This window comes from Devosia geojensis, from assembly GCF_000969415.1.
GTDB lineage: Bacteria > Pseudomonadota > Alphaproteobacteria > Rhizobiales > Devosiaceae > Devosia > Devosia geojensis.
This window is the reverse complement of sequence record NZ_JZEX01000110.1, coordinates 11951-36605: the sequence shown is the minus strand read 5'-3', so window position 1 is coordinate 36605 and position 24655 is coordinate 11951. Positions and strand designations below refer to the sequence as shown.

General features: G+C 64.9%; 23 protein-coding genes. 14 read left to right on the top strand and 9 right to left on the bottom strand.

The window, feature by feature from the left end:
- Window positions 1-108: 108 nt before the first annotated feature.
- The 5 genes from VE25_RS11980 to VE25_RS11960 all read right to left on the bottom strand — a co-directional run bounded on the left by VE25_RS11980 (window position 109) and on the right by VE25_RS11960 (window position 6884).
- The gene (locus VE25_RS11980) at window positions 109-966 is read right to left on the bottom strand and encodes an ABC transporter permease (protein WP_046108865.1); all 858 of its coding nucleotides are present in this window, start codon (window positions 964-966) and stop codon (window positions 109-111) included.
- A 5-nt stretch (window positions 967-971) separates the two neighbouring features.
- Window positions 972-1976, bottom strand: coding sequence for an ABC transporter permease (locus VE25_RS11975; RefSeq protein ID WP_046108864.1), 1005 nt, complete (start codon window positions 1974-1976; stop codon window positions 972-974).
- A gap of 192 nt (window positions 1977-2168) precedes the next feature.
- The gene (locus VE25_RS11970) at window positions 2169-4097 is read right to left on the bottom strand and encodes an ABC transporter substrate-binding protein (RefSeq protein ID WP_201776079.1); all 1929 of its coding nucleotides are present in this window, start codon (window positions 4095-4097) and stop codon (window positions 2169-2171) included.
- A gap of 223 nt (window positions 4098-4320) precedes the next feature.
- Entirely contained in the window at window positions 4321-5832 is a 1512-nt protein-coding gene (arfA, locus tag VE25_RS11965; RefSeq protein WP_046108863.1) for an arabinosylfuranosidase ArfA, read from the bottom strand.
- A 122-nt stretch (window positions 5833-5954) separates the two neighbouring features.
- Window positions 5955-6884, bottom strand: a complete 930-nt coding sequence (locus tag VE25_RS11960; protein WP_046108862.1) for an ArsR/SmtB family transcription factor — start codon at window positions 6882-6884, stop codon at window positions 5955-5957.
- Window positions 6885-7063: 179 nt separating this feature from the next.
- Here VE25_RS11960 and VE25_RS11955 point away from each other — a divergent pair, with 179 nt between their 5' ends.
- The 9 genes from VE25_RS11955 to VE25_RS11915 all read left to right on the top strand — a co-directional run bounded on the left by VE25_RS11955 (window position 7064) and on the right by VE25_RS11915 (window position 16425).
- Window positions 7064-8155 (top strand): LacI family DNA-binding transcriptional regulator, encoded by a 1092-nt coding sequence (locus tag VE25_RS11955; RefSeq protein ID WP_046108861.1) that lies wholly within the window; start codon window positions 7064-7066, stop codon window positions 8153-8155.
- Window positions 8156-8180: 25 nt separating this feature from the next.
- Complete coding sequence (locus VE25_RS11950) at window positions 8181-9458, top strand: ABC transporter substrate-binding protein (RefSeq protein ID WP_046108860.1); 1278 nt, start codon at window positions 8181-8183, stop codon at window positions 9456-9458.
- Window positions 9459-9682: 224 nt separating this feature from the next.
- Window positions 9683-10528 carry a carbohydrate ABC transporter permease gene (locus tag VE25_RS11945; protein ID WP_046108859.1) on the top strand — a complete coding sequence of 282 codons (846 nt, stop codon included), beginning with the start codon at window positions 9683-9685 and terminating at the stop codon, window positions 10526-10528.
- A complete protein-coding gene (locus tag VE25_RS11940; protein ID WP_046108858.1) occupies window positions 10525-11373 on the top strand; it encodes a carbohydrate ABC transporter permease in 849 nt (282 codons plus the stop codon). The genes VE25_RS11945 and VE25_RS11940 overlap by 4 nt, the downstream gene beginning before the upstream one ends.
- Window positions 11374-11384: 11 nt before the next feature.
- Window positions 11385-12425, top strand: coding sequence for an ABC transporter ATP-binding protein (locus VE25_RS11935; protein ID WP_046108857.1), 1041 nt, complete (start codon window positions 11385-11387; stop codon window positions 12423-12425).
- An 11-nt stretch (window positions 12426-12436) separates the two neighbouring features.
- Complete coding sequence (locus VE25_RS11930) at window positions 12437-13699, top strand: amylo-alpha-1,6-glucosidase (RefSeq protein ID WP_046108856.1); 1263 nt, start codon at window positions 12437-12439, stop codon at window positions 13697-13699.
- Window positions 13696-14376 carry an SGNH/GDSL hydrolase family protein gene (locus VE25_RS11925; protein ID WP_046108855.1) on the top strand — a complete coding sequence of 227 codons (681 nt, stop codon included), beginning with the start codon at window positions 13696-13698 and terminating at the stop codon, window positions 14374-14376. The genes VE25_RS11930 and VE25_RS11925 overlap by 4 nt, the downstream gene beginning before the upstream one ends.
- Complete coding sequence (locus tag VE25_RS11920) at window positions 14366-15136, top strand: SDR family NAD(P)-dependent oxidoreductase (protein ID WP_046108854.1); 771 nt, start codon at window positions 14366-14368, stop codon at window positions 15134-15136. The genes VE25_RS11925 and VE25_RS11920 overlap by 11 nt, the downstream gene beginning before the upstream one ends.
- Window positions 15137-15147: 11 nt before the next feature.
- Entirely contained in the window at window positions 15148-16425 is a 1278-nt protein-coding gene (locus VE25_RS11915) for an amylo-alpha-1,6-glucosidase (protein WP_046108853.1), read from the top strand.
- Window positions 16426-16676: 251 nt separating this feature from the next.
- Here the strand turns inward: VE25_RS11915 and VE25_RS11910 are convergent, their stop codons facing one another.
- Both VE25_RS11910 and VE25_RS11905 read right to left on the bottom strand, forming a co-directional pair.
- The gene (locus VE25_RS11910; protein WP_046108852.1) at window positions 16677-17651 is read right to left on the bottom strand and encodes a Gfo/Idh/MocA family protein; all 975 of its coding nucleotides are present in this window, start codon (window positions 17649-17651) and stop codon (window positions 16677-16679) included.
- Complete coding sequence (locus tag VE25_RS11905; RefSeq protein ID WP_052731922.1) at window positions 17648-18697, bottom strand: zinc-binding dehydrogenase; 1050 nt, start codon at window positions 18695-18697, stop codon at window positions 17648-17650. The genes VE25_RS11910 and VE25_RS11905 overlap by 4 nt, the downstream gene beginning before the upstream one ends.
- Before the next feature lie 176 nt (window positions 18698-18873).
- Between VE25_RS11905 and VE25_RS11900 the strand changes: the two genes are divergently transcribed.
- Window positions 18874-19959: a lactonase family protein gene (locus VE25_RS11900; protein WP_046108851.1), complete on the top strand. Its 1086-nt coding sequence runs from the start codon at window positions 18874-18876 to the stop codon at window positions 19957-19959.
- Window positions 19960-19963: 4 nt separating this feature from the next.
- Here the strand turns inward: VE25_RS11900 and VE25_RS11895 are convergent, their stop codons facing one another.
- Window positions 19964-20404: an Lrp/AsnC family transcriptional regulator gene (locus VE25_RS11895; RefSeq protein WP_046108850.1), complete on the bottom strand. Its 441-nt coding sequence runs from the start codon at window positions 20402-20404 to the stop codon at window positions 19964-19966.
- A gap of 196 nt (window positions 20405-20600) precedes the next feature.
- Here VE25_RS11895 and rocF point away from each other — a divergent pair, with 196 nt between their 5' ends.
- From rocF to VE25_RS11875, 4 genes are read left to right on the top strand one after another with little or no spacing between them, the layout of a single operon-like run.
- Window positions 20601-21536, top strand: a complete 936-nt coding sequence (rocF, locus tag VE25_RS11890; RefSeq protein WP_046108849.1) for an arginase — start codon at window positions 20601-20603, stop codon at window positions 21534-21536.
- Window positions 21537-21550: 14 nt separating this feature from the next.
- Entirely contained in the window at window positions 21551-22624 is a 1074-nt protein-coding gene (gene ocd, locus VE25_RS11885; protein WP_046108848.1) for an ornithine cyclodeaminase, read from the top strand.
- Window positions 22625-22680: 56 nt separating this feature from the next.
- A complete protein-coding gene (locus VE25_RS11880; RefSeq protein ID WP_046108847.1) occupies window positions 22681-23016 on the top strand; it encodes an ArsR/SmtB family transcription factor in 336 nt (111 codons plus the stop codon).
- A complete protein-coding gene (locus VE25_RS11875; RefSeq protein ID WP_046108846.1) occupies window positions 23013-23495 on the top strand; it encodes an SRPBCC family protein in 483 nt (160 codons plus the stop codon). Before VE25_RS11880 ends, VE25_RS11875 begins: the two co-directional genes overlap by 4 nt.
- Before the next feature lie 15 nt (window positions 23496-23510).
- On the opposite strand, the gene VE25_RS11870 is transcribed toward VE25_RS11875, so the two are convergent.
- Entirely contained in the window at window positions 23511-24650 is a 1140-nt protein-coding gene (locus VE25_RS11870; RefSeq protein WP_046108845.1) for an alpha-D-ribose 1-methylphosphonate 5-triphosphate diphosphatase, read from the bottom strand.
- Window positions 24651-24655: the final 5 nt, after the last annotated feature.

Genomic DNA, 24655 nt, shown 5'->3' with positions numbered 1-24655 from the left:
GGTTCCTGCCGCAGTGATGCGACTGGCAGCTCCAGCGCCAGGTCGAGCCGGTGCCGTTTACTGGGTCCCGGCTTTCGCCGGGGTGACAGCCATGAGCCCGTGCGGACATCACGCCCCCATCCTGCGCAGGCGGCTGCGCGGATCGATGTATTCGTTCATGCTGATCGCCAGCAGGAAGAGGCCGAGGAACGTCATGACGATGAGGATCACCGGGATGACGATCCACCACCACGTGCCCACCACCATTGCCGAGTGGCTGTTGGCCCAGTAGAGCACCGTGCCGATGGTCGGATTGTTGATGTTGGTGAAACCCAGCACCGCCAGCGTCACCTCGAGTCCGATCGACCAGAGCATGTTGTTCATGAAGGTCGAGAAGATGATCGGCATGACATAGGGCAGGTGCTCCTCGAGCAGTACCTTGCGCGTCGACATGCCGGCGAACACCGCATGGCGCGTGAACTCGCGGTGCTTTAGACCCAGCGCCACCGAGCGGATGAGCCGCGCGTCGAACGGCCAGCCGAAGCACGCCATGATGAGCGCCAGCGTGAAGCTGTCGAGATTGTTGCGTAAGACGAAATAGAACAGCACCAGCACCGGAAAGATCGGCACGGCAACGAAGATGTCGTTGATGAACATCAGCACGCGGTCGACCCAGCCGCCGATATAGCCGGAGGCGAGTCCCACGGCGATCGAGATGATGCGGGAAAGGATGGCCACGGTCAGACCGAACATGAGGCTGTTCCGAAACGCCGCCGAGAGCTGCCAGAAAAGGTCCTGCCCTCGCGAGTTGGTGCCGAACCAGTACTGCGCCGAAGGCGGCTGGTCGGGAATGGTCATGTAGATGAGCGACGGGTCGACCGGCGAGAAGAAGGAGAGACAGGCGAAGATCACCACCAGCCCCACCAGCACGATGCCGATGGCGAATTCGATGTTGTAGCGCAGAAGGTCGCGGAAAACGGCAAGCATGTCGGTTACTCCGCCCGCACGCGCGGATCGAGCAGGGGGTGCAAGAGGTCGACGATGAAGATCGCCAGCGCCACCGCGCTCACCGATACGGTCGAGACGGCAAGCACCAGCGAGTAATCGCCGGCATTGACCGCATCGATCAGCAGCGAGCCCATGCCCGGATAGTTAAACACCTGCTCGGTGATGACCGTGCCCGAGAATACGCCGCCGAGCGTCATGGCGAGCGCGGTGAACTGCGGCACCAGGGCATTACGCATCACATATCCGCCGACGATCGTCTTGCGTTCGACGCCCGCCAGCTCGGCATAGGTCACATAGTCTTCGGTAACGACGTTGGAAACGAGCGCCCGCATGCCGATGAACCAGCCGCCGAACCCGACCAGCACCAGCGATAGGGCCGGCAGGATCGAGTGGGTCAGCACGGAACCGACGAAGGTCCAGTTCCACCCCGGCGTCACGTTCATGGCAAAGCCGCCCGAGATCGGCAGCACCGGCCAGAGGAAGCCGAAGATGATGAGCAGGATGAAGGCGACGATGTAGTAGGGGATGGGCTGCAGGCCCATGGCGACGATGCCGAAGGCCTTGAAGAACTTGTTGTCCTGCGCGTAGCCGGCAAGCCCGCCGAAAAGGTTGCCGATGACGAAGGTGATGATGGTGGAGGTGATGAGCAGGCCCAGCGTCCACGGCAGCGCACGCATCACCAGGGCCATCGCCGGCGTGGGGAAGGCCAGGAGCGAGGGGCCAAGGTCGCCGCGCATCAGCCGCAGCCAGAAGTTGATGTATTGGCTGAGCAGCGGCTCGTTGGTCCCATACATTTCGGTGAGCGCCTGGCGCATCGCAACGATGGCCTCCGGCGCGAAATTTGCGCGGGCCGTCATACGGCCCAGCACCTGCTCGACAGGGTCGATCGGCGAAAGGTGCGTGACGAAGAACGTCGCCGAGATACCGAAGAACACCACGGCCAGAAGCTGAAGCGCCCGTTTGCCGACGAACCAGAAATAACCTTGCATTCGGACTCCTCAACCGATCCAGCATCGTGGCTGGAGTTTCTTTTCCAGGCCGTCAGTTCGTGGCCGGCGAAACGGACAAAGGGGGCGGGTTACCGGAACCCTCCCGGCCGATCCCCTCTCAGCAAGAGGGGCGAACCGACGTTCCATTCCCGTGCGGCCCGGCCCGTAGGCCGGACCACCGGGGAGGGATGCTTAGGCGGTGACGGGCGTGATCTGCGTGAAGATGTAACGCCCGTTCGACCAGTTGGTCACCGGATTGGCGTAGGGCCTTTCCGCGTTCGGCCAGCCCGTCCAGAACCGGTTCGACTGGATCGAGAACACGTTGTACGCCATGATCGGAATGTTCGGCATCTCTTCCAAGTGCAGCTTGACGAACTCGTGGCCGTACTCGATGCCCAGGGGATCGTTGAAGTCGATGCCGCGGATCTTCTCGATGATCTCGTCGAGCCGCGGATCCCTCCAGCGCATCCAGTTACGGTCGGGCTGGGACTGGCCCGGTTCGACCACGTAGGACGAGTGATAGCTGTCGAGGAAGAAGCTGAGGTCCGGATGGCCGCCCCAGGTTTCCACCGCCCAGGCGATGTTGCACTCATAATTGCCGACGCGCTGACGGTCCCAGCTGTCCGTGGCCACTTCCGCGGTCGCCTGCACGCCGTTCTGCGTCCAGGTCTGCGCGATGATGGTGCCCAGGCGATTGACCACGCCTTCCTGCGGAACCATGACGCTGAAGGAGAAGGGCTGCCCGTCGGGCATCATCCACTGGTTGCCGTTCTTGGTGAAGCCGGCGGCGGTGAGCAGTTCCTCGGCCGCCGCGATGTCCTGCTTCCACCAGCCATAGCCGAAGGCGTTGCGGATGGCCGCCTCATCGGTTGGCACGGACTCTCCGAACTGCGGCCGCACCATGTCGGCGATCTGGATGCCGATGGTCGGATCGTACGGCTTCACCTTGCGGGTGCCGGTATCGACTTCGTAGTTGATGAGGAAGTCCTGGAGCGGACCATGATAGTCGCGCGGATGTGTGCCGGTCGGGGGCACGGAGATGGCCGAAAGGGTCGCCGCGCCACGGTAGGACGCCATCGACATGGCCCGGGCGTCGAGCATCAGCGCCAGGGCCCATCGGACGCGCTTATCCTGGAACTTTGGGTTCTGATGGTTGAAGATCGCCATCACCAGCGTGGGGTCCGGGTGCGCGTAGGGGAAGCCCGGGAACCAGCCCTGCACCTGGCTGTCCTGCTGGACGATCGAGAACGTGCCTTCCGGCGTCAGGTCGTGCACCATGTCGAGATTGCCGTTGCGCATCTCGATGAGGCGGTTGTCGGTGGTGATGTTGTTCCGGTAGATGATGAAGCGAGGCTTGGGCTCACCCACCATGCCCAGTGCCGTCTTCTCCCAGTCCGGGCGCTTTTCCCAGATGTACCAGGTGCCGTTCGGATCGAACGAATGGAGCGTATAGGGTCCCAGGCTGACCGGGGGGTTGTTGGGGAAGCTGGTGATGTCCTCGACGTTCTCGAAGACGTGTTTGGGCATGATCCAGGCGCCGGTCCAGCGCACCGAGAAAAGCGTATGGAAGCGCGAATTCGGCGCGTTGAGCGTGAAGTGGACGGTATAGGGGTCGGTCGCCTCGACCGACGCCACCTGCGTCGAGAAGGCGCCGTTGAAGGGCATGCCCGGCGTCGCCTTCTGCTTCTCGACGGTGTAGACCACGTCGTCCGCCGTGAAGTCGACGCCGTCGCTCCAGGCGATGCCCTGCTTGAGCTTCACCGTCATCTCGGTGAAGTCGTCGTTGTATTGCCAGGGGCCGTCCGCCAGCGAGTTGTAGACGGCGTTCTCGCTCGCGCCCTCGACGCCCGCGTCCGGGTCGATGAGCCAGAGCGTATCGGTCGTCAGCTGGTGCAGGCCGTTGCTGGTGCCGCCGCCGCCGCCCACGACCCACAGGTTGAACCAGGCCGGATTGCGGATGATTCCTTCGGGGTTGTGCACGATCACGGTTTCGTTGCGCGGGAACTGCGCCAGGTCCGGCGCGGAGCCCTCGGCGGCGTCCTGGGCGAACGCCAGGCCGTTGCCGGCGGCCATCAGCGCGCCGATAGCCGTGGTGCCGATCAGAAAACTGCGTCTATCCATCAATGTCCTCCCTTGTCGGGACTTGGTTGCCCCGTCTGCGAAGTGCCCTCCAGCACCTCGCCGGACATGCTATCCAAGGACGCAAACTTGTCAACGCACATTATGATGCGAACCCGAAAACATGATATAGAAAGCAAACGGGCGCACTCCGGATTTGGAGTGCGCCCGCGCGCAGAACTTCAAATTCTATTGAATCTGGAGGGGTATTTTACACCCCCGTGGATCAAAGTTTGATGCGCACCATCTGATAGGAATAAGGGGGCAGGGAGACGGTCAGCTTGCCGTCCGCAAGCTTGGCCCCGTCGCCCTTGCGCGGCGCCACTTCCTGCTGGTTCTTGGCCGTGTTGACGGCCTTGAGATCCGGGTGCGTCATCACCTGGTGGTCGAGGACCGTGCCGTTGCTGAATCCTTCGAGGCTCACTTCCGTCTCGATGCTTTCGCTCGCATGCCGGTTGACGAGGAAGAACGTCAGCGTCCCTTCGTCTTCGTTGTGAACGCCCGAAACGTCGACATAGGGGGTCTCGGCCTCGTGCGTCGTCTCGTAGCCCGGCGAGCTGGTGAGGAGCTGCAACGCCGTGCCGCGGCCGTAGACCGACGCGAAGTAGTACGGATAGTAGATCGTCTGCGCCCAGGCGGGGCCGCCCTTTTCCGTCATGATCGGGGCGATGACGTTCACCAGCTGCGCGATGCAGGCGATCTTCACAACGTCCGAGCGGCGGATGAAGGTGTTGAGGATCAGCCCCACCATCAGCACGTCTTCGAAGTTGTAGATGTCCTCCAGCAATCCGGGCGCATGTGGCCAGCCGTCATTGCCGTCGAGGATCTTCCGGTCCTGCTTGTTCGAGTGATACCAGACGTTCCACTCGTCGAACGAGATATAGACGTCGCGCTTCGACTTCTTCTTGGCCTTCACCTGCTTGATGGTGGCGGCCACCGTCTCGATATAGCGGTCGAGCTTGTGGCTGAGGCCGAGATAGTTCGGCGTGTTGTCGTCGCGGTTGCCGAAATACATGTGCAGGCTGATGTGATCGACGTGATCATAGGTGTGCTCGAGCACGATGCGTTCCCAGTCGGGATAGCTGGCCATGTCCGAGTTGGACGAGCCGCACACGATCAGCTCGAGCGACTTGTCGAACATGCGCATGGCGCGGGCCGTGTTGGCTGCCAGCTTGCCGTATTCCGTTGCGTCCTTGTGGCCGACCTGCCAGGGGCCGTCCATTTCGTTGCCGAGGCACCACATCTTGACGTTCCACGGCTCTTTGCGCCCGTTCTTGATGCGCAGGTCGCTCCAATAGGAGCCGCCGGGATGGTTGACGTATTCGAGGAAGTTGCGGGCCTCGTCGACGCCGCGCGAGCCGAGGTTCACCGCCAGCATCATCTCGGTTCCAACCGTCGCGCACCAGTCGGCGAATTCGTGGATACCGACCGCGTTGCTTTCCGAGGTGTGCCAGGCGAGGTCCAGCCGCACCGGCCGCTCTTCCTTGGGTCCGATGCCGTCCTCCCAGTTGTAGGCGGAAACAAAGTTACCCCCAGGGTAGCGAACCACTGGTACATTGAGGTCCTTAACCAGCTTGGCGACGTCCCCGCGCATGCCGTTCTCGTCGGCGGTCGGGTGATCGGGCTCATAGATGCCCTCGTAGATGGCGCGGCCGAGGTGCTCCAGGAACGCCCCGTAGACGCGGTCGTCGATCTTTGAGATCGTGTAGTCCTTATGGGCCGTTACGGTCGCTTTCATCCGTCTCCTCCAATCAACCCGATATTCTGATTTGTATCAGTGTTCGCGGTTGTACATGACATGCGCAGGCGCGCGCAAGAGGGGATGCGGGATAAAAAGCAGGCAGAGGCGCGGCGGACTTCCTAGCGCGCCGTCGTCAGGCGTAGCACGATATCCTGGTCGTAGTTTCCGAAGCCGCGCCCGAAAATATTGAGGCCGCCCGGATGCTTGGCGTCTTCCTTGACCGCAATGCGCAGGCGGATCGAGTGATGGTTCTCGAGGTCGAGATCCTTGAGGGAGACCGGCGAAATCTTGAGCCCGTCGACGTAGGTGCCGTTCTCGGTCACCCGCCAGCCCTTGAGCTTGCCGTACTGGCTGCCCTTGAGCTTCCACCAGGAGGGCGTGTAGACGCCGCGCTTGTCGCCGAAATCGCCCGGCGACGTCCACGTGCCGATCTCGGTGCCGTTCACCGAGAGCGTGATGTCGGACGGCCAGTCGGCCGAGGTGCCCGGCACTTCCGAGGAGAGCTCGAGCGAGACCTCGATGGAGTCGATCTTGTTCTGCGAAAGCTTGGCGTTGTTGGGAAATTGGTATTCCACGTATCCGCGCGTGAACCAGATGAGCCCGGCCTTCATCCGCTCCGGATCGAGGAAGGTATCCGGCACGTCGAGGAGTCCGATGATGCCCTCGCTCGAACAGAGCCCGCAGGGCGCCGAGACCTGGCAACTGGTATAGAGACCCAGCGGCATCGCCACCTCGACGGTATTGGCGTGCAGAGGGGTGATGTCCTCCTTGAACATCACCAGTACCTCGTCGAACGTCGAGTGGCAGATCTTCTGGTTGCCCTTGCGCGCCTTCTGCGTCTCGGTGCGGATGAGCCCGGCGCCCTCGAGGATCTGGATGTTGGTCGAGACCGTCGATTGCGGCAGCTCCAGCCGCTCGGCGATCTCGTTGCCGTTCATCGGCCCTTCGACATGCAAAAGCTTGAGAATCTTCACGCGGATCGTCGAGGCGAGCCCCTTGAGGACCTCGATGCCCTCCTCGGGGTCGACAACCAGAAAATTGCGGCTCATGGCAAATGGTTTCGGCTGAAAGCAAAGACGCCATCATCTGTATCAGATTTGTTGATTGAATCAACGGCGACCATCCAGCACTCGCCGCCCCCTATCCCAGAACTCGGGTTTTTCACAATCAGACGTCCTGCGGTTGACATCCCCGCAAACCCGTGAGACGAATTTAAAGCGTTTGCAAAATGAAAATCAGCGATTGCAAACGTTCAAATCGCGGGGAGGCGATTCTGGTTTCTCAACGGGCAAAGACGCTCAAGGAGCTTGCCGAGCGGCTGGACGTGTCGATCACGACCGTTTCGCGCGCGCTTGCCGGGCACGAGCAGATCGCTCTCAAAACCCGTCAGCGCGTGGCCGAGGCGGCGCGCGAACTCGGCTACGTGCCCAACCAGGCCGCCCGCCATCTCGTGCTGGGACGCAGCGGCTTTGCCGGCTTCGTCATGCCCATCCGCGGGCTCAATTTCGCGGACTCCTATCTCGGCGAGTTCATCACCGGCCTCGGCGAGGGATTGGTTTCGCATGGGATGGACCTGTTCCTCGCCACCGTCCCGCAGGGGCGCGACGAGCTTACGGTGCTGCGGCACGTGGTCGAGAGTGGGCGCGCCGACGGGGTCGTGGTGCCCCGCATCGCGGAAGTCGACACGCGGATCGATTATCTCACAGCCCGCAATTTCCCGTTCGTTGCCCATGGACGCCTGCTCGATCCGCGCGCTCGCCACCACTGGCTCGACAGCGACGGCGAGACGGCATTCGCCGAGGCGTTCGAGATGCTCTACGGGCTCGGCCACCGGCATATCGGGCTCATCACGATCTCTGACGCCATGACCTTCCGCCACCACCGCGAGACGGGTCTGCACCGGGCCATTGCTGCGCGCGGCGACCCGGCGGTGCGGCTCGACGTCGAGTCCTTCCCCCGCTTCGATCGCGGGGCGAGCGTTGCTGCCATAAACCGCATGCTGCATGCCGAGACGCGTCCGACTGCGATCATCGGCCTTTTCGACGAGATCGCGCTGACGGTGATGGAGGAGGCGGCGAGGGCAGGGCTCTCCATCCCGCGCGATCTCTCCGTCGTCGGCTTCGACAACATCACCGCCAGTGCCTATGCGCCCCCCGGGCTCACCACTTTCGACTCCGGCAATCGGGCCTGCGCGAGCGAGATCGCGCACATGCTCGTTGAAGTCATCGAAACTCGACCGGACCAGCCCATGACACGGCTGATCCGGCCCAACCTGATCCTGCGCGCAAGCCACGGGCCCGCGCCGGACCGAGCGCAGTGAACGCAAAACACCAAGGGAGGAATAGATGAAGAACCAATCACGGCTGCTGCTGGCGGGAGCGCTGGCAGCCGCCATGACCGCGACAGCCACCGTCGCCGCTTCTGCGCAGGTGCTGTTCTGGTCGACCCAGGCCTCGCCCATCGAGGAAACGCAGGCCATGCGCGAGAACGTGCTGGCCGGGTTCGAGGGTGGAGTGGACTTCCAGCCCCAGGAGGTCGGCCCGTTCGTCACCCGCCTCGAGGCGGAGCTCGAGGCCGGCTCGGGCAGTATAGGCATCGTAGGTGCGTTGCACGGCGAGCTTTCGACCTATGCCGACAGCTGGGCCGATCTTTCGGACGTCGACCTCGGCGGGGTGGAGGTCAACGAGACCTTCCTCGAGCTCGGCAAGCTCGGCACCGACCAACAGCTCTACATTCCCTGGATGCAGGCCAATTACGTGATGGCGGCCAATCGGCAGGCGCTCGAATACCTGCCCGAAGGTGCCGACATCAACGCTCTGACCTATGAGCAGCTCGTCGACTGGATGGAAGTGCTGGCCACCGAAACCGGCTCGCCCAAGTTCGGCTTCCCCGCCGGTCCGCAGGGTCTGAAGCACCGCTTCTTCCAGGGCTTCCTGCTGCCGTCCTATACCGGCTCGACGGTCACGAAGTTCCGCTCGGCCGAGGCCGAGACGGCGTGGAACACCTTCAAGGAGCTTTGGCAGTACACCAATCCCGCCTCGACCAACTATGCCTTCATGCAGGAACAGCTGCTGAACGGCGACGTCTGGGTGGCCTTCGACCACGTGGCCCGGCTCGCCGACGCCTTCAACCAGCGTCCGGACGACTTCGTCGCCTTCCCGGCGCCTTCGGGCCCGGCCGGCCGCGGCTTCATGCCGGTGCTCGCGGGGATCGCCGTGCCGCAGGGTGCGCCGGACATCGAGCAGTCGAAGGCCCTCGTTGCCTATATGATGCAGCCGGAAACGCAGGTCGCGACGCTCCTCGCCACCAATTTCTATCCCGTCACCGACGCTCCGCTGCCCGACGACCTGCCGCCCTCGGCCCAGGCGCTGGGCGAAGCGATCTCCACCATGACGGGCGGCGAAGACGCGCTGCCGGCACTGCTGCCGGTAGGACTCGGCGATCTCGGTGGCCAGTTCAACCAGGTCTATACCGACACCTTCGAGCGTATCGTCCTCGCCAATCAGGACGTGCGCGCCGTGCTCGACGAGCAGGGGAACGCGCTGGCCAGCCTGATGGAACAGGCCAACGCGCCGTGCTGGATTCCCGACGAGCCGTCCGAAGGGCCGTGCCCGGTCGAATAGGTTCCTCCCCGCCGCCCGACGCTCCGGCGCCGGGCGGCGTCCGACTACTGGCTGATGGAGGCCGCGATGGTTCGGCAGACCCCCCTCCCGTCCTCCCCCGCAAGGGGGGAGGTGTGGCATAGTGCTCATGGCACTATCCCGTCCCGAACACCGGAGTGCACCTCCCCCCTTGCGGGGGAGGACGGGAGGGGGGTGTCGCCCCGCGCGCCATGGGGAGCGGTGCCATGACACCCAGATTCCTGCCATATGCGCTGCTTTTGCCGGCAACACTCTTTCTGCTGGTCTTCTTCCTTTATCCGTTCGTCCAGATCGCCGTGCTGGCGTTCTCGGGGCCCGAGGGCTTCACCCTCCAGCATGTGCAGACCATGACGTCGCACTGGAAGTTCGGCACCGCGCTCACCAACACCATCGTGCTGGCCGCCATTGTCGTGCCGATCCAGCTCGTCATGGCGCTGTCCATGGCCTCGATCGTCACCAAGCTGAAGACCGGCCGCAGCGCGATCCTCTACATCTTCACCATTCCGCTCGGGCTCTCGGACCTTGCCGCCGGCATCATCTGGCTGGCGATCTTCGAGCAGTCGGGCTTCCTCAATTCCGTCCTGTATGGCCTCGGCATCATCGAACAGCCGATCCTCTTCCTCGGCTACCAGAACATCTGGGTGATTTTCCTCGCCGTCATCCTCGCCGAGGTCTGGCGGGCAACTGCCATCGTCATGGTGATCCTCGTCTCCGGCATGGGCCTCATCCCGCGCGAATACTATGAGGCGGCCGAAGTCTTCGGCGCGAGTCCCTGGAAGCGGTTCGTCAAGATCACCCTGCCGATGCTGCGGCCGAGCCTGCAGTCGGCGCTGATCCTGCGGACCCTTGCCGCCTTCGAGGTCTTCGCCGTGGTCGTCGCCCTCGGCGGCACCACGCTGCCCGTGCTGATGGGCGAGACCTTCCAGTGGCAGTTTGCCCTTCAGGACCGCAATGTCGCCTCGGCCTATGCGCTGGTGATCCTCGCCATCTCCATCGCTTCGACGCTCTTCTTCCTGCGCGTCCTGCGCGTTCCCAAGGAGGCCCGGATATGACCGACGCCGTCATCACCGATGTGCCGCGCTCGGTAAGCGATGCCCGCGCTGCCGGCCGGTTCCTGCTCATCGCCTCGACCGTGCTGCTCTGCGTCTGGGTGCTGGTGCCGATCTACCTGTTGATCGTCAACACGCTCTCCTCGCCAGCCGAGGTGACGGGCTTCCCCAAGACCGGCATCCCGTCCTTCGATTTCGGCTCGGTGCAGTTCTTCCTCTCCTTTGCCGGGGTGGCGCGGGCGTTGTGGAACTCGGTGCTGGTGGCGGTGCTGACGATGGTTCTCTCCATTGGCCTGGGAGCTCCTGCCGGCTACGCGCTCTCCCGCTTCGATTTCCCAGGCAAGGAGGCCTTCCGCCTACTGGTGGTGATGACTCGCGCCTTCCCGCTGCCGCTCCTCGCGCTGCCGCTGGCGGTGATGTTCATCCGCGTCGGCCTCGACGATACGGCGTTGGGTCTGGCCATCGTGCACACCGTGCTCGCCATTCCCTTTGCCGTCCTCATCACCTTCTCGCTGTTCTCGGGGATCCCCATCGAGCTCGAGGAGGCCGCCTGGACGCTCGGCTGCAACCGCTGGCAGGCCTTCCGCAAGGTCGTGCTGCCGCTGGTGCTGCCCGGCATCGCGGCTTCGGCAGTCTTTGCCTTCACCATCTCCTGGAACGAGGTGTTCGCCGCCGCGGTCATGACCATCGAGAACCGCACGCTGACGGCCTTCCTCATCCAGAGCCTCAACGTTTCGCCGCTGCACCTGAAGTTTGCCGGCGGCGCGGCGCTGGTCATTCCGGCGCTCATCTTCATCTTCGCGGTGCGCAAGTACCTCTTTGCGATGTGGGGCATCGCAAACCGCTAGGAGTTATTCCAATGGCTGAGATTGTCATCAAGAACGTCGCCAAGAGCTTCGGCAGCTTCAAGGCCCTGCACTCGATCGACCTGACCATTTCCGATCAGGAGTTCATGGTGCTCTTGGGCGCGTCGGGTTGCGGCAAGACCACGCTCCTGCGCATCGTCGCCGGCCTCGAGACGCCGACCCAGGGCGAGGTATGGATCGGCGGGCGCCGTGTCGACCACCTGCCGCCGCGCGAACGCGGCATCGCCATGGTCTTCCAGAACTATGCGGTCTTCCCGCACCTCACCGTCTTCGAGAACATCGCCTTCGGTTTGCGGATGAAGAAGCTGCCGCAGGCCGAGATCGACGGGCGCGTCACCCGCACCGCCGAGCTCATGCATATCGAGCAGCTCCTCAAGCGCTATTCCGGCCAGCTCTCGGGCGGCCAGCGCCAGCGCGTCGCCGTTGCCCGTGCTCTTGCCATGGAGCCGGACGTGATCCTGATGGATGAGCCGCTCTCCAACCTCGATGCGCTGCTGCGCCTCGAGATGCGCGCGGAGCTCAAGGGCGTGCTCGCTGCGAGCAAGACCACCACCATCTACGTCACCCACGACCAGGTGGAGGCGATGAGCCTTGCCGACCGCATCTCGGTGATGAACCAGGGGCGCATCGTGCAGGCGGCGACCCCGGTCGAGGTCTATCGCAACCCGGCCGCCCGGTTCGTCGGCAGCTTCATTGGCAACCCGCCGATGAACTTCATCCCGGCGACCAGGGAAGGCGAGGGCAGGTGGAATGTCGCCGGCATCACCGTCGAGGGGCCGGACGCCGGCCGCGAGCGGCTTGACTTCGCCATCCGGCCGGAAGACGTAGATATTGCGCCCGGCGGGCTCAAGGCTACCGCGCGAGTCGTCGAGCCCTTGGGTGCGCACACGCTGGTGACGACCGAAGTCAACGGCGCCATGTTCCGCGCCGTCCTCGATTCCGACATCCGCGTCTCGCCCGGCGATGAGCTGAGCCTCGTGCCCAAGCCCGACCGGGTGCGCTGGTTCGATCCTGAAACAACGGCGGCGGTGTGAGGCCGCAAAGGATGAACGCCCACGATCATGACGCGAGGCTCCGGGCGATCGAAGTGCTGCGCGAGAACGACCGCGGCAGCTACACCGTGCCGACCAAGGGTCTCTATCCCTTCCAGTGGAACTGGGACTCGTGCTTCACCGCCCTCGGCCAGTCCCACTACGATCTCGACCGCGCCTGGACGGAGATCGAGACGCTCTTCGCGCATCAATGGCCGGACGGCATGGTGCCGCACATGGTGTTCCACGAGCCGGCGCCGGCCTATTTTCCCGGCCCCGAGGTCTGGAGCACCGGCCGGCCGATCCCGACCTCCGGCATCACGCAGCTCCCCATCGCGGGCTTTGCCGTCAATCAGCTGTGGCGGCGAAGCGGCGACGAGGCGCACGCACGGGTGCTTCTTGCCAGAGCGGATGCCTGGCACGACTGGTTCTACCGTACCCGCGATCCGCAGGGCGAAGGTCTCGTCGCCATCATCCACCCATGGGAATCCCGCGACAATTCAATCGATTGGGATGAAGCCTTCGAGCGCGTGCCGACCGAGGGTGTGATGCCCTATGAGCGCAACGACCTGAAGCACGCCGATCCCTCGACGCGCCCAACCAAGGCGCAGTACGACCGCTACCTCTGGCTGGTGCAGCACTTCCGCGGTCTAGGATGGGACACCAGCCGCCTGCATGACGCCTCGCCATTCCAGATCGTCGATCCCGGCTTCAATGCCATCCTCATCCGCTCCTGCCTTGAAGTAGCGGACCTTGCCGAGGCGCTGGGAGAGGCCGAGATCGCCGGCAGGAACCGCAACCGAGCCGAACGGGGCCTCGCCGCCCTTGATGGACTTTGGAGCGCCGAGCACGGCCAATATCTCTGCCGCGACCGCGTGAGCGGCAGGCTGGTTGACAGTCCTTCGATCAGCGGCCTGATTCCGGTGTTCGCCCCGATCCCGGCGGGTCGCGCGCGGGCCATTGCGGCAACGCTCGAGGCGATGGCTGAGCATGTGCGCTACCTCGTCCCCAGCCACAGCCCGACCGATCCGCGCTTCGACCTCAAGCGCTACTGGCGCGGTCCCGTATGGCTCGTCTGCAACTACATGATCGCCGATGGGCTGAAGCGCGCAGGGCAGGTGAATCTCTCCGACAGGATCGTCGCCGACAGCCTTGAATTGATTCAGCAAAGCGGCTTTGCCGAATACTACGATCCGCGCGACGGCGCTCCGCTCGGCGGCGCGCGCTTCAGCTGGACCGCTGCAATGGTTCTCGAATTCCTGGAGCCGCAGTCATGAGCGATTTCGTCGCCACTATCCGTGAAAGGGGCGGCGCCCGCACGCTCGCCACGTTCGGCGACAGCATCACCTTCGGCATGTCGGCGACGACGCCGGAACGGAGCTGGGCAAGCCTCCTCGCGTCGCGGTTGGGTTGCGCCCTCATCAACAAAGGCATTCCGGGCACCGTGATGCAGAACTCGCCGGCAATGGGCGGCGCGCCCCGTTCCAACAACGGCTGGTCGCGCCACAAGTCGGACCTGCTTGGCGCCGATCGGGCAGATTGCATCGCCGTCCTCTACGGCTTCAACGATGCCCGCTATATCGGTGCGCCGGAGACCTTCAACATCGAAGGCTTCATCCGCGACTACCGCGATGTCGTCGGCAATCTCGTCACGGCCGGCTTTCGGCCCGAGATGATCTGCCTCGGCAGCCCGCCGCACATCCCCGATGCCGGCTTCACCGTCGGCTCGGAGGGCTTCACCGGCCAGACGCGCGAGCGGTTTGAGGCGCATGTCGAGGCTGTCGAGGCGATCGCCCGCCAGTACGGCACATTCTATGCGCCGGTCAACGAACGCATGGGGGCGGAGGGCGGCGACGCGCTCGTCTGCGAGGACATGGTCCATCCCAACGATACCGGCCACGCGAAGATCGCGGAAATCTTCGCAGCGGCGGAAAGGCTTGCCGATGAGTTCTGAGAGCGCCGCCATTCTCGTCACCGGTGCCGCCATGGGCATCGGCCGCGCCGTTGTCGAAGCCTTCGCCGGTCTCGGTCGCTCGATGGTGCTCTTCGACCGCAACGGCGAAGCACTCGGCGAGGCGGCACGGTCCCTCGGCAGCGATATCCTCGCCGTCACTGGCTCCGTTGCCTCCCTTGAGGATTGCGAGCGGGCCGTGCGCGAAGGCGTCGAGCGCTTCGGCGGTATCTCGGCCGTCTCCCACAATGCCGGCATCCAGCGCTACGGCGATGTGGTGACCACGACCCTGGCCACATGGGATGAAGTGATTTCGGTCAACCTCACCGGCGGCTTCAACATCGCCAAGGCCGCAATGCTGGAATTGCGCCGCCACCACGGCGCCATCTGCCTCACCGCCTCGGTGCAAGGCATGGCCGCCCAGAAGGGCGCATTGGCCTATGTTGTCGCCAAGCACGGGCTCGTCGGCCTCGTCACCGCCATGGCGATGGACGAGGCTGAGCATGGCGTGCGCGTGCTGGGGGTCGCGCCGGGCTCCGTCGATACGCCGATGCTGCGCTGGGCCATCGAGCAGGATCCAGATCCCGAAATGCTTTCGGCCGAGATCGACGCCATGCACCCGCTCGGCCGCCGCGCCAGGCCGGAGGAGGTGGCGGCGGTGATCGCTTTCCTTCTTTCCGATGCCAACAGTTTTATGACCGGGGAGACGGTGCGGGTCGATGGCGGCCTGCTCGCGCGCATCCCCGGAGCCCCTAGGAAGTAGAGTGCCTTGCCATGACCACCCTCGATAAGTCCCGCGTCTTCGACCATGCCGTCGAGGTGCTCAAGGAGAACGACCGCGGCAGCTATACCGTGCCGACCAAAGGGCTCTATCCCTTCCAGTGGAACTGGGACTCCTGCTTCACCGCGCTCGGGCAGAACTATTACGACGAGGACCGCGCCTGGACCGAGATCGAGACGCTGTTCGAGCACCAGTGGCCCGACGGGATGGTGCCGCACATCGTCTTCCACGTGCACGACGACGGCTATTTCCCGGGCCCGGACGTCTGGGCGACCGGCCGACCGACGGCGACCTCCGGCATCACCCAGCCGCCCATCGCGGGCTTTGCGCTCCGCCAGCTCTTCGAGCGCGCCAAGGACCGCACAGCGGCCGAGCGGAGGGCGCGCGAGCTTTTGCGCAAGATCGACAAATGGTCCGCCTGGTTCTACGCCAACCGCGATCCGCACGGCGAAGGCCTGGTGGCTATCCTCCATCCCTGGGAGGCCGGCCGCGACAACTCCATCGACTGGGACGAGGCGTTCGAGCGCGTGCCCACCGAAGGCATCGCGCCCTATACCCGCCGCGACACCCAGCATGCCGATCCCGCCCACCGCCCGACAAAGGCCCAGTACGATCGGTATCTCTGGCTGGTCGAGCATTTCCGCAAGCTCGGCTGGGACAACAGCAAGCTCCACGACGCCTCGCCGTTCCAGATCGTCGATCCCGGCTTCAACGCCATCCTCATCCGCGGCTGCGCTGATCTTGCCATGGTCGCCGAAGCGCTAGGGGAGAGCGAAATCGCCACTGCCAACCGCGCCCGGGCCGAAAAGGGCCTCGCCGCGCTCGATCGCCTGTGGAGTGAGAGTCACGGACAGTATCTCTGCCTCGATCGCACGACGGGCAACCTCGTCGACAGCGCTTCCATCGGCGGCCTGCTGCCGGTCTTCGCCACCATTCCCGCTGAGCGCGCCCGCGCCATCGCCCGCACCATCGAGCGGATGGGCGAGAGGGCGAAATACCTCGTGCCGAGCCACGACCCAGCAGATGCGCGGTTCGACTCCAAGCGTTACTGGCGCGGCCCCGTCTGGCTGGTGTGCAATTATCTCATCGTCGACGGCCTTGCCGCTGCCGGCAAGACGGCCGTCGCCGACCGCATCATCGCCTCGAGCCTCGAACTCATCCAGCAAAGCGGCTTTGCCGAATATTATGATCCGATGACCGGCGAACCCTTAGGCGGCGGCCGCTTCACCTGGACGGCGGCGATGGTACTGGAGTTCCTGGACTGGGCGTGAAAGGGATTCTGCCGTAAAGGGTTAGGGCAGTGGGCGGAATCTCTCCGGGAGCGTGAGGGCGTTGAATCAGTATGTGAGGAAGGCCCCCTCACCCGGCGCTGCGCACCGACCTCTCCCCCGAAGGGAGAGGTGAAGGAGGCATCGCGCCTGGGGAGCCCGCACCTCTCCCTTTGGGGGAGAGGTCGACGGCGAAGCCGTCGGGTGAGGGGGCCTTCCCGCGTCCTCGAACCACGAGGGCGTGGGCACGAAGCCTAAACCACCACCTCGCGCCCTTCCTCCGCCGATCGCCGCGCCGCCAGCGCGATGCGCAGCGAGTCCGCACCTTCCGAGAGCGGTACCTTGGCCTTGCGCCCGTCCCGGATCGCGCCGACCACGTCGGCAAGCTGCGCGACGAACACGTCCCGCTCGCTCATCACCGTCTCGCTGCCGCCTTCGCTCGCCGAGCGCGTCAGCTCGCCCGCGTTGAAATCGGTGAAGCTCCCCGTCATCCGTTCGGAAATGATCTTCCAGCCCTTTTCCCACCTGCCTGGCGCGGCCGCATTGGAAGCATTGAGCAGTCCGATCCGCCCATCCTCATAGCCGAGGATCATGGCGCTGACGTCCTCGGTGTCGTAGCGCGGAACGTCGCGGTGGAAGAGGTTGGCGGCCTTGGCGTAGACGGTCTCCGGCATGCCGAGCGTATGGCGGGCAAGGTCGACGATGTGGATCAGCTGCTCCACCGTCTGCCCGCCCGACAACGCCCGCTCGCGCCACCAGGGCGAATGCAGCGAATTGCAGTGGAAGAAGCCGGTGAACATGCCCGGCCGGCCGGTGTCGGCCGTCTCCCACCGTTCCACCGCCTCGCCGAATCGGTACATGAAGGCGCAGGCGGCAACGATGCCGGCGGCGTCGGCGGCTTCGACCATGGTGTCGGCGCGCACCATATCGAGCGCGATGGGCTTTTCGACCAGCAGATGCACGCCCTTGCGCGCCGCCGCCTCGACCTGGCCGGTATGCGCGAAGGGCGGCAGGGCGACGATGAGGAGGTCCAGCGCCTCGCGCGTCAACATTGCATCGAAGTCGGTGTAGACCGCGCCGCCATGCTCCGTCGTGAACGCCTGCGTGCGTTCGGCATCCCGCCCGCAGCAGGCAACGAGCTCGCCTTCCTCCGGCAGCTGCGCCAGCGCTTTGATGTGGCGCGCGCCGATTCCACCGGGGCCGAGCAGGCCGACACGAAGAGGACTCATGAAATATCTCCGAAATTGAGGACGGATTGCATGATCGCCGGATCGCCTTTGTCCAGCCGGGCGAAAAGCGCCGGTGCTTCCGCAAAGGGCACCGTATCGGTGATGAGCGGCATGAGGCTCAGCCGCCCTTCGTGTTGCAAGCGCACCGCCGACTGCCAGAGCCGCAGCTTGCTCCAGCGGTGGCTCACGGCCGGCGCGACACCGGAAATCTGGCTCGAGATCACTTCGATGCGGTTGTGGTGGAATTCCTCGCCCAGCATCAGCCCCCGGGCCTCGCCCTGGAAGAACCCGAGCGCCACCACACGCGACGCATAGGCGACGGTTCGCATCGCCTCGGCGAGCGCCGTCGCGGCCCCGGAAACCTCGATGCACACATCCGCACCCCGCCCGCCTGTCTCCGACTTGATCGTGTCGGAAACTGAAACCGCCGTCGGGTCAAGCACCCGGTCGGCACCGAGCTTCAGCGCGAGCTCGCGCCGCGAGGCCACGGGATCGACCCCGACCACCGTCGCCCCAGAGGCGCGCGCCGCCTGCGCGGCGATCTGGCCGGGCACGCCGAGCCCAAAGACCACGACGAGGTCGCCTATGCGGATCTGCGCATCGTGCACGCCGTTTAGCGCCACCGCGCCGATATGAGAGAAGATGCCGATGCGCGGGTCCGCGCCCTCCGGCATCAGTCGGTCGAGCGCGTCGGCCTCGCTCATCACGTGGCCGGTGCGATGGCCCCACGTGCCGAAGACGCGCTGTCCGACTCGCAAGCGGTTGACCGCGCTACCGGTCTCGACGATCTCCCCGACCTCCTCGTAGCCGAGGTTGCGCACCGGATAGCTCCAGCTTGGCTCCCCATCACGGAACACCCGGTTCGCCACGTCCCACTGACGGTGCATGAAGGGGCTGGTGCCGCGATACTGCGAGAGCTCCGTGCCGGCGCTGATGCCGGAGTAGAGCGTGCGCACCCGCACCGCACCAACCGGCAGTTCGCCCGTCGCGATATCTTCGAAGGCGAGTTCGCGCGGCCCGGCGACCACCAGTGCACGTTCGGCCACATCATCCTCCCTCGGGGATCCAAGCGGCTGGAATCCTAGCCGAATTCGCAGGCAGACTAAACGGTTTGGCGGCTGATCTTCGGATTCCGGACGAGAAATTTACAAATTCGGGGACTTGAACTGAAAACCGGAAACGGTGAAGCCTTGCGCGCCGCAACCCTCGGATCGTACACGCCATGGCTTCCTCCCTCGTCCACGTTTTCGTCGGCTCGATCAACCGCACGGGCGAAGCCATCACGCCGGGGCAGGGGATCGCCGTGCTGACCTTCGATGAGGAGACGCGGGTGTTCACCCCGGTCACAGTCGCCGACGACATCGACAACCCGACTTTCCTCGAAGTCGATACAGCGAGCGCGCGCGTCTACGCCGTATCGGAGGTCGTGCCCTGGTACGAATGCACGGTCAGCGCCTACGCCTTCGACAGGGCCGCCGGCACGCTCACCTACCTCAACAAGCAGCCGACCCTCGGGCGCACCACCTGCCACGTCACGGTCACCCGCGATGGGCATCTGGCGGTCGCCAACTATAGTGAAGGCACCGGCGGGCCGGACCAGGCCGTGGCGGTCTATCCGCTCGGAGAAAACGGCCGCATCGGCACGCCGCTGGCGAGCGCTGCCCACTTCAGCACGCTCGGCCCCCGCGCCGACCGGCAGGAGCGCAGCCATGCGCACAGCGTGCAGCAGACGCCGGATGGGCGCTACTATCTCGTCGCCGATCTCGGCACCGACGAGCTGGTCGCCTATCGCCTGGAAGGCGGCGAGCTCGTCCGCTCCTTCGTCTACGATGCGACGCCCGGAGCAGGCCCGCGCCACTTCGTTTTCCACTCCGACGGCAAGTTCGTCTATGTCGCCAACGAGATCGCGGCGACCGTCACGGTGCTCGCCTATGACGGCGAGAGCCTGACGCGCCTGCAAGAGCTTTCGATGCTGCCGGAAGGCTTTACCGAGCAGACCTGGGCGGCCGATATCCACCTCTCCCCGGACGGGCGCTTCCTCTACGCCTCCAACCGCGTGCATGATTCCATTGCGACCTATTCGGTCGCCGCCGATGGCACGCTCGCCTTCCTCGGCACCACGCCGAGCGGCGGGCGCTGGCCGCGCAGCTTTTCCATCACGCCTTCGGGCCGGCACCTGCTTGTCGCCAACCAGCACTCGGATTCGATCGTCGTCTTCTCCCGCGATGCCGAAACCGGGTCGTTGACGCAGGTTGGCGATACCCTGACCATCGGCAAGCCGCTGCGCGTGCAGGCGGTGGTGTTCTGAGCCATTACCGCCCCGCCCTTCGGCCGGCGCGCTTGGTCGTCAGGTAAAGGTTCGTCTCGCTCGAAAGCACCCCGTCGATGAGGCGGATGCGGCGCAGAACATCATCGAGGCCGGAAAGCGTCTCGGTGCCGAGCTCGACGATGATGTCCCACGCGCCGTTCGTGGTGTGGATGGCCGACACTTCCGGCATGCCGTTGATCAGGCCGATGATGCGCTCGCTGCCGCTGCCGGCGATCTTGATGAGCATGATGCCGCGCACCGGCAGCGCCTGCTCGTCGTTGCGCAGCACCACCGTGTAGCCGAGGATTTCACCGCTCGCCTCAAGCCGTTCCATGCGGGTGCGCACCGTGGTGCGGGTGACGCCGAACCGGGCAGCTAGATCGGAGACCGAGGCGCGCCCGTCTCGGCGCAAGGCATCGATGATCTGCTGGTCGAGAGTGTCCATAACGGCGCAAGCATAGCGCAAAACGGATAATCCGTAATCGGTATTGCGCAGGATAGCGCGTTCCGGCTGTCCGAAACCTGTGGCCTACTTCGGCTAGGATGTCAGGGAGGGAGTGCCACGCTTTCCTGCAGCGCGGCTCGATGAACGAGCCCATGGAGGGCGTGGCGCCCGACCGATACATCCAGCGAGGCAGGACATGAGCGAGGGCAGGCGCGTCATTCTCATCGGGGTGCCGACCCAGGCCGGCACCCACCAGAAAGGGTGCCTGATGGGGCCGGACGCATTGCGCACGGCCGGGATCGGCGATGCGATCCGCGAGCTCGGCCATACGGTTGAGGATTGGGGCAACCTTGCCCCGAGGATCCTAGGCGACATGACGCACGCCAACGGCGCGATCCACGACCTCGGCGAAACCATCGGCTGGATCGAGGCGGCGACAGAAGCGGGCGCGCGAGCAGTCGGGCAGGGGCTCTTTCCCGTATTTCTCGGCGGCGACCATTCCATGTCGGCCGGCACCGTCGCAGGCGTGACGCGAGCGGCGCGGGCGAGTGGCCGCCCGCAGTTCGTCCTCTGGCTCGACGCGCATTCGGATTTCCACACGCCCGACACCACTACGAGCGGCAATCTCCACGGCACGCCGCTCGCCTATGTCACGGGCCTGTCGGGTTTTGCCGGCGTCTTCCCCGATCTCGAGGCGACGGTCGATCCGGCCAACATCGCCATGATCGGCATCCGTTCGGTCGATCCCGCCGAGCGCGCGGCGCTGCGCCAGCACAAGGTCGAGGTGCACGACATGCGCCGCGTCGACCAGCTCGGCATGTCCAGCCTCCTGATGGGGTTCATCGAGCGCGTGCGGGCCGCCAACGGCCTCCTCCACGTCAGCCTCGACGTCGATTTCCTCGATCCCGAGATCGCGCCCGCCGTCGGCACCACCGTGCCGGGCGGCGCGACCTTTCGCGAGGCGCACCTCGTCATGGAGCTGATCTGCGACAGCGGCCTAATGACCTCGCTCGATGTCGCCGAGCTCAACCCGTTCCTCGACGAACGCGGCAAGACCGCCCGTCTGATGGTCGATCTCGTCGCCTCGCTGTTCGGGCGCAGCGTGATGGATAGGCCGACGATTTCCTACTGAAGCGGAGCCCCGAAATGGTTCAATTCGTCAGCGTCTCGAACATGTTGAAGTTTCTTGCGCGCTCGGGAGTTGAACCGGTCCTCTCCGGGCTCGCGCGCTACCTCGAGGAGGATTTCGCCCGCTGGGAGGCCTTCGAGAAGGTGCCGCGCATCGCCAGCCACTCGCGCGACGGCGTCATCGAGCTGATGCCGACGAGCGACGGCAGTCTCTATAGCTTCAAATATGTCAACGGCCACCCCGCCAACATGCGCAAGGGCCTGCAGACCGTCACCGCTTTCGGCGTCCTGGCGGACGTGGCGACCGGCTATCCGCTCTTCGTGTCGGAGATGACCATCCTCACGGCCCTGCGCACCGCCGCGGTCTCGGCGGTTGCGGCGAGACACCTTGCCCGGCCCGGCAGCCGGGTGATGGCGCTCATCGGCAACGGCGCCCAATCCGAATTCCAGGCGCTGGCCTTCAAGGTGGTGTTGGGCATCGAGGAGGTGCGGCTCTTCGACATTGATCCGGCGGCCATGGAAAAATGCGCCCGCAATCTTGCTGGTTCAGGCCTCTCCATCGTCAGATGCACCTCGGTGCAGGAGGCGGTCGCCGGCGCCGATATCATCACCACCGTCACCGCCGACAAGCGCCGGGCAACGATCCTCTCGGACAACATGGTCGGCGCCGGCGTGCACATCAACGCCATCGGCGGCGATTGCCCGGGCAAGACGGAGCTGCATCCGGATATCCTAGAGCGCGCCCGCATCTTCGTAGAGCTCGCCGCGCAATCGCGTATCGAAGGCGAGATCCAGCAATTGCCGCAGGACTATCCCATCACCGAACTCTGGGAGGTGATCGCCGGCAGAAAGCCCGGCCGCCGCAGTGCCGGTGAGATCACCATCTTCGACTCGGTCGGCTTTGCCATCGAGGACTTCTCGGCACTGCGATACCTGCGCGACCGGATACAGGACAGTGGGCTGGTGGAGGATCTCGATATCCTTGCCGAGCCGGAAGACCCACGAGACCTCTTCGGCATGATTGCGCGGGAGGGGCATACCCCGGCGTCGCGCATCAAAGGCCGCTCGGGCGGCGTGCCGGCACTCGCCTAATCACGTCGCAGAAACTTAGCCATTGCGCTAAGTATTGCATCATGATACTTAGCCTTATGGATCAGTATTCGCACCTCGACGGCATCTTCCAGGCTCTGGCCGACCCGACCCGGCGGGCGGTGCTGCGCCGTCTGGGGGACGGGCCGGCGAGTGTCGGCGAGTTGGCAAAGCCCTTCGACATGGCCTTGCCTTCCTTCATGAAGCATATCCACCTGCTCGAAGGCAGCGGGCTGATCCGCACGCAAAAACAGGGGCGCGTGCGCACCTGCGCCATCAACAGGACGACGTTCGCGGCGGCCGAAGCGTGGCTCTCCGAGCAGCGCGCCGTCTGGGAAACCCGCACCGATCGACTGGAGCGGTTCGTCACACAGAACAGGGACACGGATAAATGACGCCAACGTTCGACCCCTCGCTCGACCTCAAGATCGAGCGGATCATCAAGGGACCGCGCTCCGCCGTCTGGAGCGCATGGACGGACCCCAAGAGCTTCGAGCAGTGGTGGGTGCCCGCACCCACGCGCTGCCAGGTGGTCGAGATGGACGTGCGCCCGGGCGGTGGGCTGGTGACGCGTATGAGCGAGGATGGCGGCGCGTTCGTGCCGCACCTGACCGCCTGCTACCTCGATGTCCAGGACGGACACCGCATCGTCTTCACCAACACCATGGCCGGCGGCTGGCGCCCGGTTGACGAGCCGTTCGTCGCCATCACCGCCGTCATCAGCCTCAACGACCATCCGCAAGGCACCGAGTATGTCGCCCATGTCATGCATCGCAACGCCGCCGACAGCGGCCGGCATAAGGAGATGGGCTTCCATGAGGGTTGGGGCACGGTGGCCACACAACTGGCTGCCCTCGTGGAGCGACAGACATAGAAACGCGCCGCCCACTCAGCAGATCCTCTGCCCCTCGCGCCACACACCCAGCACCACCGGCATGCCCTCGACCAGCCGCACGCGGCTGAAGTCGGCGCGCTTGCCGGCTTCGATGACGCCGCGGTCGGTGAGCCCGACCATCTCGGCGGGATTGGCGGAAACCATAGCCACGGCCTTCGGCAACGCGATGCCGTCGTTGCCGGCGAGTAGAAATACCGCCTGCATCAGGCTTGCCGGCACGTAGTCGGACGAGAGCCCGTCGAGGAACCCGCGCTGGGCGAGCTCGATGGCCGAGACGTTGCCCGAATGCGAACCGCCGCGCACGACGTTCGGGGCACCCATCACGACTTTCATGCCGCGCTTGGCCGCATGGCCGGCAGCGCCCAGCGTCGTCGGAAACTCGGAGATGGCGATGCCTTCGGCTACCGCCTCTTCCACGTGCTCGCGCGTGGTGTCGTCGTGGCTCGCCATTACGGTGCCGTAGTGGCGGGCGAGCGCGATGACCGAGCGGCGATGGATTTCGGCGTGCTTGGCCTGATCGGCCTTGCGCTTGGCCACCATCGCCTCGAACTCCATGTCGGTCCACTTCTTGTCGCGGTTGAACTGCCGCCACTTCTCTAGGTCCGCCCATTGCCGCTGGCCTGGCGTATGGTCCATCAGCGAGACGAGCTTGACGAAGGGGTTGCCGGCGATCGGCTGGTAGATGTCCATCACCGCCGGATCGGCGAGCTCGCAGCGCAGGTGCAGCAGGTGCTCTGCCTTCAGGACCTCGCGGATGCGCGGGTTGGAGACGGTCTCGACCGTGGTCACGATCATCTGCCGCCTCGCGCTCGCGGCCGAGTATTCGCCAACCGAGACGGCGTCGAAGACGGTTGTGATGCCGGCCCCGGCGATCTGCACGTCGTGCGAGAGGACGGCGGCGTTGGCCGAGGGCCACATCACGCCCGGGCGCGGCTGCAGGTGCTTTTCCAGATTGTCGGTATGCACCTCGACGAAGCCGGGGATGAGGTAGTCGCCCTCGAAATCGAGGGCCTCCCGCAGCTGGCTGGCTCCTTCGCCGATTTCGGCGATCAGGCCGCCGCTCACCGCGATGCTGCCGTTGATGACGCTGTCGCGCGTGACGACGACGGCATTGCTTACAAGCAGTTCGGTCATGTCTT

What these genes read in the sequence shown, in the direction of transcription:
- VE25_RS11980 (WP_046108865.1), bottom strand. Translation starts at nt 966, where the DNA reads ATGCTTGCCGTTTTCCGCGACCTTCTGCGCTACAACATCGAATTCGCC.
- VE25_RS11975 (WP_046108864.1), bottom strand. Translation starts at nt 1,976, where the DNA reads ATGCAAGGTTATTTCTGGTTCGTCGGCAAACGGGCGCTTCAGCTTCTG.
- VE25_RS11970 (WP_201776079.1), bottom strand. Translation starts at nt 4,097, where the DNA reads ATGGATAGACGCAGTTTTCTGATCGGCACCACGGCTATCGGCGCGCTG.
- arfA (WP_046108863.1), bottom strand. Translation starts at nt 5,832, where the DNA reads ATGAAAGCGACCGTAACGGCCCATAAGGACTACACGATCTCAAAGATC.
- VE25_RS11960 (WP_046108862.1), bottom strand. Translation starts at nt 6,884, where the DNA reads ATGAGCCGCAATTTTCTGGTTGTCGACCCCGAGGAGGGCATCGAGGTC.
- VE25_RS11955 (WP_046108861.1), top strand. Translation starts at nt 7,064, where the DNA reads ATGAAAATCAGCGATTGCAAACGTTCAAATCGCGGGGAGGCGATTCTG.
- VE25_RS11950 (WP_046108860.1), top strand. Translation starts at nt 8,181, where the DNA reads ATGAAGAACCAATCACGGCTGCTGCTGGCGGGAGCGCTGGCAGCCGCC.
- VE25_RS11945 (WP_046108859.1), top strand. Translation starts at nt 9,683, where the DNA reads ATGACACCCAGATTCCTGCCATATGCGCTGCTTTTGCCGGCAACACTC.
- VE25_RS11940 (WP_046108858.1), top strand. Translation starts at nt 10,525, where the DNA reads ATGACCGACGCCGTCATCACCGATGTGCCGCGCTCGGTAAGCGATGCC.
- VE25_RS11935 (WP_046108857.1), top strand. Translation starts at nt 11,385, where the DNA reads ATGGCTGAGATTGTCATCAAGAACGTCGCCAAGAGCTTCGGCAGCTTC.
- VE25_RS11930 (WP_046108856.1), top strand. Translation starts at nt 12,437, where the DNA reads ATGAACGCCCACGATCATGACGCGAGGCTCCGGGCGATCGAAGTGCTG.
- VE25_RS11925 (WP_046108855.1), top strand. Translation starts at nt 13,696, where the DNA reads ATGAGCGATTTCGTCGCCACTATCCGTGAAAGGGGCGGCGCCCGCACG.
- VE25_RS11920 (WP_046108854.1), top strand. Translation starts at nt 14,366, where the DNA reads ATGAGTTCTGAGAGCGCCGCCATTCTCGTCACCGGTGCCGCCATGGGC.
- VE25_RS11915 (WP_046108853.1), top strand. Translation starts at nt 15,148, where the DNA reads ATGACCACCCTCGATAAGTCCCGCGTCTTCGACCATGCCGTCGAGGTG.
- VE25_RS11910 (WP_046108852.1), bottom strand. Translation starts at nt 17,651, where the DNA reads ATGAGTCCTCTTCGTGTCGGCCTGCTCGGCCCCGGTGGAATCGGCGCG.
- VE25_RS11900 (WP_046108851.1), top strand. Translation starts at nt 18,874, where the DNA reads ATGGCTTCCTCCCTCGTCCACGTTTTCGTCGGCTCGATCAACCGCACG.
- VE25_RS11895 (WP_046108850.1), bottom strand. Translation starts at nt 20,404, where the DNA reads ATGGACACTCTCGACCAGCAGATCATCGATGCCTTGCGCCGAGACGGG.
- rocF (WP_046108849.1), top strand. Translation starts at nt 20,601, where the DNA reads ATGAGCGAGGGCAGGCGCGTCATTCTCATCGGGGTGCCGACCCAGGCC.
- ocd (WP_046108848.1), top strand. Translation starts at nt 21,551, where the DNA reads ATGGTTCAATTCGTCAGCGTCTCGAACATGTTGAAGTTTCTTGCGCGC.
- VE25_RS11880 (WP_046108847.1), top strand. Translation starts at nt 22,681, where the DNA reads ATGGATCAGTATTCGCACCTCGACGGCATCTTCCAGGCTCTGGCCGAC.
- VE25_RS11875 (WP_046108846.1), top strand. Translation starts at nt 23,013, where the DNA reads ATGACGCCAACGTTCGACCCCTCGCTCGACCTCAAGATCGAGCGGATC.
- VE25_RS11870 (WP_046108845.1), bottom strand. Translation starts at nt 24,650, where the DNA reads ATGACCGAACTGCTTGTAAGCAATGCCGTCGTCGTCACGCGCGACAGC.